This window comes from Bradyrhizobium sp. LjRoot220 (genome assembly GCF_964252915.1).
Classification (GTDB): domain Bacteria; phylum Pseudomonadota; class Alphaproteobacteria; order Rhizobiales; family Xanthobacteraceae; genus Bradyrhizobium.
In genome coordinates, this window is sequence record NZ_CAXUPS020000005.1 from 455580 (window position 1) to 468451 (window position 12872).

The window sequence follows — 12872 nt, forward strand, 5'->3', positions numbered from 1 at the left end:
GGTGAATTATTCATCGCGTTGTGCGATGACGGCCACTACGCCAACTCCAGACCCGCCTCAGCATGACCCTGCCCACCATCACATCATCGCAAGTCCGCACCGCACTGCTGCTGCGCGATGAAATCGCGTTGCTCGATGTGCGGCACGAGGCGGCTTTCGCCACCGGCCACCCGCTGTTTGCCGCCAACATGGCGGCCGATCGCATTGCGCTCGAAGCCGAGCTGCGGCTGCCGCGCAAGGACGTGCCGATCGTGGTTTACGACGCCGGCGAAGGCCTGGTTTCCCTGGCGGTCGATCGCCTCAAAACGCTGGGATATTCCAACGTCCGCGCGCTCGAAGGCGGGCTGGCGGGCTGGCAGGCCGCTGGCTATGAACTGTTCCAGGACGTCAATTCCTACGCCAAGGCGTTTGGCGAACTGGTGGAATCACGGCGCCACACGCCGTCGCTGGCGGCGGAAGAGGTCGCTGGCCTGATCGCGCGCAAGGCCAATATCAGGATTCTCGACGTTCGCCGCTTCGACGAATACGCCACCATGAACATCCCGGGCTCGATCAGCGTGCCCGGCGGCGAACTGGTACTGCGCGCGCGGCAAGCTGCGCCCGATCCAGAGACCACCATCATCGTCAATTGCGCCGGCCGCACCCGCTCGATCATCGGCACGCAGTCGCTGATCAACGCCGGCATTGCCAACAAGGTCGTGGCGCTGCGCAACGGCACCATTGGCTGGACGCTGGCCAGGCAGGATCTCGAACTTGGCGCTGACCGTCGCGGCGAGATCGGCGCTTCCGAAGAAGCCAGGGCCAATGCACGTGACGTCGCCTATCGCGCCGGCGTCCGGCATGTCGGCCCGGAAGAGGCGCGCGCGCTCGCGGCGCAGACAAATCGTACGCTCTATCGTTTCGACGTCCGCGACGCCGAGGAATATGCCGCCGGCCACATCGCGGGCTTCCGCCATTACGCGGGCGGCCAACTGGTGCAGGAGATCGACATGGCAGCACCGGTGCGCGGCGCGCGCATTGTTCTGTCGGACAATCTCGGCGTCCGCGCCGACATGACCGCGTCCTGGCTCGCGCAGATGGGATGGGAAACCTATGTGCTCGAGGGTGGCTATGACGGTGCGCTGGAAGTCGGACCGCCGCAGGTCTTGCCAAAGCCGGACCCGTCGCACCGCTACCGCCGTCCCTACGAGGGCACCGACGTCTCGACATCAGCGATGCAGGCCTATCTCGACTGGGAATATGGTCTGGTCGAACAGCTCCGGCGCGACGCCAGCCATGGTTTCTTCGTAATTTGATCCCGAACCCGGCGGCACGTTGCTTCCTGGCGTGATAGTCTCAGCGTTACCGGGCGTCGTCAGGTGAGTCGAAAGGCCATGAGAGACAAAAAGGACATCGTGCAAAACTGGCTGCCGCGTTACACCGGCATGCCGCTTTCTGAATTCGGAGATTATGTTCTCCTGACCAATTTCGACAATTACGTCGAATGGTTCGCCGCAGGTAACGGCGTTTTGGTCAACGGCATCGATCGGCCGATGCCAAACGCGACGGCGGACGGGATCACGCTGATCAACTTCGGCATGGGAAGCCCGAACGCCGCGACCGTGATGGATCTGCTCAGCGCCATCGCGCCGAAGGCCGTCCTGTTTCTCGGCAAGTGCGGCGGCTTGAAGCGCAAGAACCACATTGGCGATTTGATCCTGCCGATTGCGGCGATCAGGGGTGAAGGCACGTCGAACGATTATTTGCCGCCGGAGGTTCCGGCGTTGCCGGCGTTCGAGCTGCAACGCGCGGTGTCGACCATGATCCGCGATCTCGGTCATGACTATTGGACGGGGACCGTGTACACTACCAATCGTCGCGTCTGGGAGCACGATGACCACTTCAAGGATATTCTGCGTCGTACGCGAAGCATGGCGATCGACATGGAGACGGCAACGATCTTTGCGGCGGGATTCGCCAACCATATCTCGACTGGTGCGCTGCTCCTGGTGTCCGATCAGCCGATGGTCCCCGAGGGGGTGAAGACGGAAGCGTCGGATCGGACGGTGACCGAGAACTATGTCGAGACGCACATCAAAATCGGAATAGAGGCCTTGAAGCTGGTGCGTCGCCGCGGCCGCAGCGTCAAGCATTTGCGTTTCGAGGATAGTTTCGACCGCGGGCATGACCCGTAAGGCGCTGTGGTGCAGGCGCGCTGCGGCGCGAAGCACCTGCTCGATATCATCCGGAGCGCAGCCAGTCTTCGGCCGTCAGCTTTTCCAGCTCGGAAAAATAGGGGGCCATGACGTCGCGGTCGGACTGTTGCTCGGGCCGCGGCGCCTGCGAGTCCGCCTCGCGCAAAAGCTCGTGGAGGCGTCCGGCAAGGACCGAGGCGATCGCATGGATCGCCTCGTGACGATCGAGTCCCTCGGCCATCAGTCGCAGCAGGGTGCGGCGCACCGGGTATCGATCGCCTTCCGCGATCTGGTTCTCGACGGCGGCGTGCATGGCCGCATGTACGCTTGCGCGCTCCTCCTCGAGACCGTCGTGCTGGTGGTAGCGTTCGATCACGTCGAGAAGCTGTTGCTCGTCGGTCGCGAGCCAGACGTCCGGATCAGGCTCAACCAGCGGATCATAGTTCCGAATCCCGTCTTCGACGTCGTCGAATTCAGGCATCTCGTCCATGTCGAAGGGATCGTCTGTTTCGAACGGATCGCTAGGCGATGCGATTTGCGGCAGCTCGGCTTTGCCGAGACAGCACTTCTTGAATTTCTTGCCGCTGCCACAGGGACAGGGGTCGTTGCGGCCGACATCGCGGAACGGGTTGTACGCCGGCATCGCCGGCCACGGATCGGGACGCCGGCCGCTGGCGATTTGATCCCGATGTTGCTTTGGCTTGAATGCCGCCCAGCTCGACAACTCGTCGATGACATCGCCGAACGGCTCATATTCCTGGCCTTGCCACGAGTTCAGCGGGCGACCGGAGCAGGCCCTTTTCAAACCATCTTCGAAATTCTTCAAACTCGTCATCGTTTCGTCGATTAAGCCGAGCCGGAATGCTTCCCGCACCAGAGGCTCGAGTTCGATCAATGCGAGCAGCGCGACCGCATCCTGCCAACCGTCCCATACGGCAGACATCTCCCGCGGCTGCAGGTCGTCGAAGGCGGACCGCAAGAAATCGGCGACGGCGGTGCGGTCGAGTTCGCCGCGGAAAACGAGTATGACGAGGGCGTCGAAGGCGCGGCCGCGCACGAACTCGTCCGCCTCACCGTCTCGAATGATGTCGTAGATTGGACGCGGATCGCCATCGAAAACGCTTGCCAGGACTCTGTGGCTAGTCTCCGTCGTGGCGTCGCAGAGAACCAACATCGCGCCCGGCCGGCGCAAAAAACGCGCTATCGTGCGATACGCCGACTTCTCCCGCCATTGGCCAAGCAGATGGAACGCGATGAAGAGGCCGTTCTCCTCGGCTTCGTTCTTCGGCTCACATCTGTCGAGGGCATCCAGCAACAGCGGCGCCACGACCGATCGATTTGTGGTCGCCGCGCGAATCGCCTCGGTCGGCAGGCCGTCGCCGGAACCCAATTGCTCAAGGATTTGCACAGGGAGCGCTTCCGTTGTGTGTACAAATGTCAGGGCGAGTTGCTGCCGCCTATTATAGCCATCACGATACCGGCAGCAAACGGCGTGTTGCCTAACTCCTGGGGATTCGAACGGCAGTTCCGGCAATGCCGTGGCTGAGGATCAGCGCCACGCCAGAAGTATCGCAACCAGGATGACGAGGCACGCCGACAATACTTTCCAGAACACCAGCGGGTTGCGCTCATAGAGCGCTCGCCGTTTCGCGGCGGCGGGCTTGGCCCACATGGCGCCGTTCTCGAGCTCGTGGGCGAATTCGATGACGTCGCCGAAGCGTTGGCTAGGATCGACGGCGAGCGCCTTGCCGATCACAGCATCGAGCCAGGCCGGCAGATCGGGACGGTAACGCGACAGCGAAACCGGCTTGCCGAAGCGGGGCCGCGAGAACGGTTCGATCTCGCCATAGGGATAGGCGGCGGTGAACATGCGATAGACCGTCACGCCCAGCGCATAGAGATCGGAGAACTCGTCGCCGGCGCGTCCGCCAAACAGCTCGGGCGCCATGTAGCTCGCCGTGCCCGGAATGTCCTGCGCCGGGAAATCCTCGAGTAGCGGCACCCGGGCGACGCCGAGATCGACCAGCCGCAATCCGCCGGCCGCCAACAGAATGACGTTATCAGGTTTGATGTCGCGATGGATGATGCCCGCCCGATGCAAGGTCGCCACCGCGCGTGCCAGCTTGGTCGCGATGCCGATGCCTTCGCTGAGCGAGAGCTGCGGCGAGCGGTTCAGGCGCTGCTCCAGCGTTTCGCCTTCATAGAACGGCATCACCGAATAGAGCCGGGTCTGGCGTCCGGCGGGAACTTCGATGATTTCGCCGATCCACAGGCTGCGCACGCGGGCCGCCACCCATGCTTCGCGCACGAAGGCGAGACGATATGAGCCTTCGCTGGCGACCCGCGGATGCGGAAATTTCAACACCAGCTTGCGGTTCTGCCGCTTGTCGACGGCGACGAACAGCCGGCTATAGCGGCCGTCGGACAGCACCTCGTGGAGAACGAAATCGTCGATGGTTTCGCCGGACGATGGCAGCTCCAGGATGGGGAGGGTCTCGATCGCGTGGGTGAGTTCGCTGCGGTCTGCCGGCGGCAGGTCGATGACGTCGAGCACCAGCGCGGTCATGTTGTCGCTGCTGCCGGCGGCAAGCGCGGCGTCCACCAGTTTGCGCGCGGTTTCCTCCGGCGAAGCGCGCTCGTCGAGCAGTACCTGCAGGCGGCCGTCGTCGAGGACACCGTGAATGCCGTCGCTGCAGATCAGCAGCCGATCATGTTGCCTCAGGCCGACCGCGGCATAGTCGACGCGCGCGAAATCCTCGAAGCCGATGGCGCGGTTGAGTACGTGAGCGAGGTCGCCGCGTCCGGCGACGTGATCCTTGGTCAGCCGCTCCAGGCGGCCCTCGCTCAAACGGTAGGCGCGGGTGTCGCCGATGTGAACGATATGACAGGTGCGCCGCGACAGGATGATCGACGAGAACGCGCAGCTCATGCCGCTGAGCCTGGAATCGACGCGGCCCTGCGCGTGGATCCAGCTGTTGGCAGTCTCCAGCGCCCGCGAGGCGATGCGCCGGACGCCCAGCGTTTCGGGGAGGGAATAGTAGGCGTCGAGAAAACAACGCACGGTCAGTTCGGCGGCTTCCCGACCGCCCTTGTGACCTCCGACGCCGTCCGCCACCGCGGCAACGATGTCGCGGTTGAACGCGCCGGTCTGGCCGAGGCAGGCCGCGACGTAGTCTTCGTTGGTCGTCCGCTTGCCGGTCTCGCTGACGAAGCCGACGCGAACCTGAAGATTTCTCTGCGAACCGATCGTCACGTCGGAGACCTGCCGAGCCTTTGAAAGCGCGCGTCGTCAGACCCGCGCGCCCGATACGGCGCCCCATGTCGTGCGCCAGCGCACCTTGACCATGGCAAGCCCGATAAAGCCAAGCAATGCCAGCGCCCCGAAAAACAGGAAGCCGGCGCCGAAGCCGCCGGTTGCGGCCTTGGCGGTGCCGAGCGCCTGGGCCAGGAAAAAGCCGCCGACGCCTCCGGCGCACCCGACCAGACCGGTCATCAGGCCGATGTCCTGACGGAAGCGGAGCGGGATGAGCTGAAACACCGCGCCATTGCCCATTCCGAGCGCGAGCACGCCGACCGAGAACAACAGCACCGACATCCACGCGATGCGCGGCATCTGCAGCAGCGGCCAGCCCGCCGCGGTCGGCGCCGCCGGACCTTCCGGCATGAAGGCGATGACGACATAAGCGGCGATGACGACCGCGAACAGCACCGACAGCGAGCGGATGCCGCCGATGCGGTCGGCAATCAGCCCGCCGACCGGACGGAAGCCGGAGCCAAAGGCGACGATCAGCGAGACCAGCAGGCCTGCTGCGACTCCGGAGACATGATACTGCACGGTGAAATACAGCGGCAGGGCGTTGGCAAGTCCGACGAAGCCGCCGAACGTGATGAAGTAGAAGAACATGAACCAGCGGCTGTCGGGATCGCGCAGCAGCGTGGCATAGGCCTTCAGCGAGATCGGCTTGCGCTCGCCGGGCGCATCCTTGGCCGCGAAGACGTAGTACGCGAGCACCAGCACCATCGGAATCAGCAGGAAGCCGAACACGGCCTGCCAGCCGAAATGTTCGGCAATCGTCGGTGCGAGCATGGTATCGATGACGACGCCCATATTGCCGGCGCCCGCGATGCCCATCACCACACCCTGATATTGCGGCGGATACCAGCGGCTCGCCTGCGGCAGGGCGACCGCGAAGGACGCGCCGCCAATGCCGAGCACCAGGCCGAAGATGATGATCGCGAGCTTGCTGTCGAGCCCGTACCGCCATACCCAGGCCGTCGCCGCGGTGACGATGATCTGCGCGATAATGCCGGTTCGCTTGGCGCCGATGATATCCGCGAGGACCCCCATCGGGACGCGCAGCAGCGCGCCGGCCAGAACCGGGATGGCCACCAGCGTGAACTTCTCGCTGACCGCGAGGTTCATGTCGTGCGCGATGTAGACCATCAGCGGGCCGAGCGCGACCCAGGCCATGAAGCTGATGTCGAAATACAGGAACGCGGCCAGCAGCGTCGGCCAATGGCCGGCCTTCTTAAACTCAGCAAACTTCATTGCGATAGCCTCGCGAGCATGCGGCCGAGCGTGCGCGCAGATGCGGCAGGTCTCGGCACAACAGATGGAATGTGGGTGTAAGCGAGAGCGTTCTCGTCATTGAGACGGTCTCGATTGGCGCTAAAAGCAGCAATATCCGTGCCATTCGATCGCAATCGGCGGTTTGCTCTTTAATCGCAACGAGTTGCTGGCTATTCGGCGGTCATCACAGAAAACCCGTTTTGCCGCAGCGGGCAGCAAGTCGCGCCACTCAAACGCGCAGGGTGGTGCTTTTTTGTGCGGTGCGCAAGCGAGCCCGAATTCGCGGCAATCGACAAACCCATTGATATCGCTAGCGAAATCGCTGCAGCCCAGTTGGCACGGGTTTTGTATTCAAGGGAATATCGATCGTCATTGATGATGGTCAGCTGCCCGCGGATGGGCTCCCCAAAAACTCCCTAACCTCTATCCGATCGATCGACGACGCCTGTCGCGTCGCCGCGCGGTGTCGTCCGAATGAAAGGCAGATCATGCTCGAGAAAGTTAGCAAGCAAAAGCTGGTGGTGATCGGCAACGGCATGGCCGGCATCCGCACAGTGGAAACGCTGCTGGAGCGTGCGCCCGACCTCTATGACATCACGGTGTTCGGTTCCGAGCCTTACGGCAATTACAATCGTATCCTGCTGTCGCCGGTTCTCGCCGGCGAGAAGTCCGTCGACGACATCATGCTGAACACGGTGCAGTGGTACGACGACAACGGCATTACGCTGCGCAAGGGCGAGACGATCGTGATGATCGACCGGCGCACCTGCGAAGTCGTCACCGCCGAGGGGGCGCGCGTTCCCTATGACCGTCTGCTGATCGCGACCGGCTCCAACCCGATCATGTTGCCGCTTCCCGGCAAGGATCTTCCAGGCGTGATCGGCTTCCGCGATATCCAGGACGTCGAGCGCATGGTTGACGCCTCGACGAGCCATCCGAACGCCGTCGTGATCGGCGGCGGCCTGCTCGGCCTCGAGGCCGCCAATGGATTGATGAAGCGCGGCATGAACGTCACCGTCGTGCATCTGCTCGACTGCCTGATGGAGCGTCAGCTCGATCCCGTCGCAAGCGGAATGCTGCGCAAGTCGCTGGAAGAGCGCGGCATGGTGTTCAAGATGCCGGCGCAGACGGAGGCGATCCTGGGCGAGGACCGCGTCACCGGCGTGCGCTTCGCCGATGGCGTGGAGCTTCCGGCCGATCTGGTCGTGATGGCCGTCGGTATCCGGCCGAACATCGAGCTCGCAAAGAAGGCGGGCATCTATTGCGAGCGCGGCATCGTCGTCTCCGACACCATGCAGACCTATGATGGACGCATCTACGCGGTCGGCGAATGCGTGCAGCACCGTCGCCAGACCTACGGTCTGGTCGCGCCGCTGTTCGATCAGGCCAAGGTCTGCGCCAATCAACTCGCCATGAAGGGTTTTGCCAGCTACTCGGGATCGGTGGTCTCGACCAAGCTGAAGGTGACGGGCATCGACCTGTTCTCCGCCGGAGATTTCGCGCCGGGCGTCGACAAGGAGGAAGTCGTGATGCAGGACGCCGCGCGCGGCGTCTACAAGCGGATCGTGCTGCGCGACAAGAAGATCGTCGGCGCGGTGCTCTATGGCGATACGGTCGACGGGCCCTGGTATTTCCAGCATCTGCGCGACGGCACCGACATCTCGCAGATGCGCGAGCGCCTGGTGTTCGGCGCGGCCAATCTCGGCGACGGCGGTCACGCCGGCCAGAACTCGGTCGCCGCCATGGGCGACGAAGCGGAGATTTGCGGCTGCAACGGCGTCTGCAAGGGCACCATCGTCAAGGCGATCGCCGAAAAGAAGCTGTTCACGATCGATGACGTGCGCGCCCACACCAAGGCATCCTCGTCGTGCGGTTCCTGCACCGGCCTCGTGGAGCAAGTGCTCGCGTTCACGCTCGGCGGCGACTATTCGACAGCGCCGAAGGTCAAGCCGATGTGCAAGTGCACCGACCACAGCCATGACGACGCGCGCCGCGTCATCGTCGAGCAGCAGCTGAAGACGATTCCCGATGTCATGAAGTTCATGGATTGGAAGACCGCCAACGGTTGCCATTCCTGCCGGCCGGCGCTGAACTATTATTTGCTGGCCACCTGGCCCGGCGAATATCGCGACGACCAGCAGTCGCGCTACATCAACGAGCGCGTCCATGCCAACATCCAGAAGGACGGCACCTATTCGGTGGTGCCGCGGATGTGGGGCGGCGTGACCACGCCGAACGAATTGCGGGCGATTGCCGACGTGGCGGACAAGTTCAAGATTCCGACAGTCAAGGTCACCGGCGGCCAGCGCATCGACCTTCTTGGCGTGAAGAAGGAGGATCTGCCCGCGGTTTGGGCCGACCTCAACGACGCCGGCATGGTGTCCGGACATGCCTATGCCAAGGGACTGCGCACGGTGAAGACCTGCGTCGGTTCGGAATGGTGCCGGTTCGGCACCCAGGATTCGACCGGCCTCGGCATCAAGATCGAGCGGTTCATGTGGGGATCCTGGGCTCCGGCCAAGGTCAAGATGGCGGTGTCGGGCTGTCCGCGCAACTGCGCCGAATCGACCTGCAAGGATGTCGGCGTCATCTGCGTCGATTCCGGATACGAGATCCATTTCGCCGGCGCCGCCGGCCTCCACATCAAGGGGACCGAGTTTCTCGCCAAGGTGACGACCGAGGAGGAGACGCTGGAAGTGATCGCGGCGCTGACGCAGCTCTACCGCGAACAGGGCTGGTATCTGGAGCGCATTTACAAATGGTGCGACCGCGTCGGTCTCGATGCCATCCGCAAGCAGGTGGTCGATGATCTCGCCAACCGGAAAGCCCTGTACGACCGGTTTGTCTATTCGCAGCAGTTCTCGCAGAGCGATCCGTGGGCAGAGCGCGCCCAGCGCGGCGTCGATCGCAACGAGTTTGCGCCGATGGCGGAGCTCGAACTCGCATGACCGAAATTCGTACAACAAGCTGGATTGAAATCGGCTCCCTCGACGAGATTCCCCGTCTCGGTTCGCGCGTCGTGCGGACGGCGTCAGGCGACATCGCGGTGTTCCGGAGCAATGACGACGAGGTGTTCGCGCTCGACGATCGCTGCCCGCACAAGGGCGGGCCGCTGTCGCAGGGCATCGTCCACAACAAACGCGTCACCTGTCCGCTGCATAATTTCGTCATCGAGCTTTCGAGCGGCGAGGCTGTCGCACCGGATCAGGGATGCACGCGCTCGCATCCGACCAAGGTGGAGAATGGCACGGTGTGGCTGTCGCTCCGTCAGGCCGCTCCCGTCGACTGAGGGGTAACCACGCGTGGCAGTCAAGACGACCTGTCCCTATTGCGGTGTCGGCTGCGGCGTCGTGGCCGGCAGGGATGCCGCGGGCGCCGTCACCGTCCGCGGCGATCCGCTTCATCCGGCAAATTTCGGGAAGCTTTGCGCCAAGGGATCGGCGCTGGCTGAAACCATCGGTCTCGAAGGACGCCTGCTCGAGCCGATGGTCGATGGGCGGGCGGCGAGCTGGGATGCCGCGCTTGGTCATGTCGCCGATGGATTCAGCAAGGCGATCCGGGAGCACGGGCCTGACGCGGTGGCCTTCTACGTCTCGGGTCAGCTTCTCACCGAGGATTATTACGTCGTCAACAAGCTCGCAAAGGGTTTTGTCGGCACCGCCAACATCGATACCAATTCGCGGCTGTGCATGGCCTCCAGTGTCGTGGGCCACAAGCGTGCGTTCGGCAGCGACACGGTTCCGGGTTGCTACGAAGATCTGGAACTCGCCGACCTGCTGGTCCTTGTCGGCTCCAATGCGGCCTGGTGCCATCCCATCCTCCACCAGCGCATGCTGGCTGCAAAAGCCAAAAACCCCGCTTGCCGCATCGTCGTCATAGATCCGCGCCGGACGGCGACATGCGAGGGTGCCGATCTGCATCTGGCCGTTCGTTCGGGCAGCGACTCCGTTCTGTTCAACGGATTGCTGGCCTATCTCGCGAACAACAGGGCGGTCGACGACGCGTTCGTCGGGGATTTTACCACCGGCGCCGAGGCGGCGCTGGCGCAAGTCGCCGGCCAGACCGTTTCGCACACGGCAGCCGTGTGCGGGTTGACCGGCGAGGCGGTCGAAAAGTTTTTCGACTGGTTTGCCAAAACCAGGCGTGTCGTCACGCTGTATTCCCAAGGGATCAACCAGTCGAGCAGCGGCGTCGACAAGGTCAATGCGATCATCAATTGCCATTTGCTGACCGGCCGGATCGGAAAGCCCGGCATGGGGCCGTTCTCGCTCACTGGCCAGCCCAACGCGATGGGCGGACGCGAAGTCGGTGGCCTCGCCAATCAACTCGCCGCCCATATGGAGATCGAGAATCCGCAGCACCGCGAACTCGTGCAGCGGTTCTGGCGCTCGCCCGTCATCGCCGACAAGACCGGGCTCAAGGCGGTCGAGATGTTCGATGCGATGGCCGACGGGCGCATCAAGGCGGTCTGGATCATGTCCACCAATCCGCTGGTCAGCCTGCCGGACGTCAATCGCGCCCGCGCCGCACTGGACGCCTGCGACCTCGTCGTGGTGTCGGATTGCATGCGCCATACCGATACGACGCGGCATGGCCATGTGCTGCTGCCCGCGACGGCGTGGGGCGAAAAGGACGGCACAGTCACCAATTCCGAGCGCCGTATTTCCCGGCAGCGGCCGTTCTTGCCGGCGCCCGGCGCCGCGCGTGCCGATTGGCGGACCGTCTGCGATGTCGCCCGCCGCATGGGATTTCCGGGCTTCGACTATGCCAGCGTCGCCGAGATCTTCCGCGAGCATGCCAGCCTTTCCGGCTTCGAGAATCGTGGCGCGCGGGATTTCGATCTCTCTGCTTTAAGCGCACTCGATGACCGCGCTTATGAGACGCTGGCCCCGGTTCAGTGGCCGGTGACGCCGGATTATCCGACCGGCACGCCGCGGCTGTTCGAGACCGGAGGCTTCTTCACCCCCGATCGCAAGGCGCGCTTCATCCCGGTTGCGCCGCGCCCGCCCAAAAACGCGACCAGTCGCGAGTATCCGCTGGTTCTCAACACCGGCCGGATTCGCGACCAGTGGCACACCATGACGCGGACCGGGAAATCGCCGCGACTGATGACGCACACGTTCGAACCCTGTGCGGAATTCCACCCCGAGGATGCGCGCAAGGTGGGTCTCGAAGATGGCGCGCTGGCACGGCTCTCCAGTTCCTGGGGCCAGATGGTGGCGCGCGTGACCGTCAGCACCGAACAGCGGCGCGGCTGCGTCTTCGTGCCGATGCACTGGAATGGCGAGTATGCCGGCGACGGCCTGATCAACGCGCTGGTCAATCCCGCGACCGACCCGATATCCGGACAGCCGGAATCCAAGCATACGCCGGTGAAGGCCGAGCCTTATCTGCCGAAATGGCATGCCTTTATTCTGAGCCGTTACGAGATCGAACGCCCCGAGAAGGGGTACTGGGTTTCCGGACAAGCGGGCATGTGCTGGCGCATGGAGCTGGCGATGGACGAACGGCCGGCGAGCTGGCGCGACTGGGCGCGCGCGCAACTCCGCGCCGAGCAGGCGGACATCGAATGGATCGCTTATCGCGATCCCAGCATCGGCCGCTATCGCTATGCAAGCATTCGCGACGGGAGATTGGAGGGATGTATCTTCATCGCCTCGGACCACAAGCTGGTGTCGCGCTCCTGGCTGACCAACCTGTTCGCCGAAAACACGCTATCGCCCAAGGCGCGGATGTCGCTGCTCACCGGGCAGCCGCTGGAAGCCGGCGAAGACATCGGGCCGATCGTCTGCTCGTGCTTCGGCGTCGGGCAACGGCAGATCTCCGCCGAAATCAACAAAGGCGCGCGAAATGTCGAAGCCATCGGCCAACGCCTGAAAGCCGGTACCAATTGCGGGGCATGCAAGCCGGAGATCGGCAAGCTGCTCAATGGCGCGCTTGCGCCAAAACCCCTGCCGGCGTGATTTTTTCGATCGCTGGTCTATTTGCCGGGTCCATTCTGCCCGCGATGTCGGCCACGCGCGTTCCCGCTGCGCTCTTCCCGTCGCTCGTCTTCCAGGCTCCACTGTGCTAATTTGAGTCAACAGCGATAGCTTCAGGAGCTTTCTGACGCCTGGCCGTGTTCGTCT

At 63.5% G+C, this 12872-nt stretch carries 8 protein-coding genes; 5 read left to right on the forward strand and 3 right to left on the reverse strand.

Annotation, left to right across the window (positions count from 1 at the left end; all coding sequences use genetic code 11):
• The first annotated feature begins 62 nt into the window (after positions 1-62).
• Entirely contained in the window at positions 63-1295 is a 1233-nt protein-coding gene (locus ACSQ84_RS23400; RefSeq protein WP_436214053.1) for a rhodanese-like domain-containing protein, read from the forward strand.
• 78 nt (positions 1296-1373) lie between these two features.
• Positions 1374-2174, forward strand: a complete 801-nt coding sequence (locus ACSQ84_RS23405) for an AMP nucleosidase (protein ID WP_436214054.1) — start codon at positions 1374-1376, stop codon at positions 2172-2174.
• 46 nt (positions 2175-2220) lie between these two features.
• Here the strand turns inward: ACSQ84_RS23405 and ACSQ84_RS23410 are convergent, their stop codons facing one another.
• From ACSQ84_RS23410 to ACSQ84_RS23420, 3 genes are all read right to left on the reverse strand, one after another.
• Positions 2221-3582: a DUF1186 domain-containing protein gene (locus ACSQ84_RS23410; protein ID WP_436214055.1), complete on the reverse strand. Its 1362-nt coding sequence runs from the start codon at positions 3580-3582 to the stop codon at positions 2221-2223.
• 141 nt (positions 3583-3723) lie between these two features.
• Positions 3724-5427, reverse strand: coding sequence for a protein kinase domain-containing protein (locus tag ACSQ84_RS23415; protein ID WP_436214056.1), 1704 nt, complete (start codon positions 5425-5427; stop codon positions 3724-3726).
• Between the two features lie 36 nt (positions 5428-5463).
• Positions 5464-6723, reverse strand: coding sequence for a nitrate/nitrite transporter (locus ACSQ84_RS23420; RefSeq protein WP_436214057.1), 1260 nt, complete (start codon positions 6721-6723; stop codon positions 5464-5466).
• A 509-nt stretch (positions 6724-7232) separates the two neighbouring features.
• Here ACSQ84_RS23420 and nirB point away from each other — a divergent pair.
• Genes nirB through ACSQ84_RS23435 form a run of 3 tightly spaced genes read left to right on the forward strand, consistent with a single transcriptional unit; the run spans position 7233 to position 12707 of the window.
• Entirely contained in the window at positions 7233-9692 is a 2460-nt protein-coding gene (nirB, locus tag ACSQ84_RS23425; RefSeq protein WP_436214058.1) for a nitrite reductase large subunit NirB, read from the forward strand.
• Positions 9689-10033, forward strand: a complete 345-nt coding sequence (gene nirD, locus ACSQ84_RS23430) for a nitrite reductase small subunit NirD (protein WP_436214059.1) — start codon at positions 9689-9691, stop codon at positions 10031-10033. Before nirB ends, nirD begins: the two co-directional genes overlap by 4 nt.
• A gap of 13 nt (positions 10034-10046) precedes the next feature.
• Positions 10047-12707 carry a nitrate reductase gene (locus ACSQ84_RS23435; protein WP_436214060.1) on the forward strand — a complete coding sequence of 887 codons (2661 nt, stop codon included), beginning with the start codon at positions 10047-10049 and terminating at the stop codon, positions 12705-12707.
• The last annotated feature ends 165 nt before the right edge of the window (positions 12708-12872 follow it).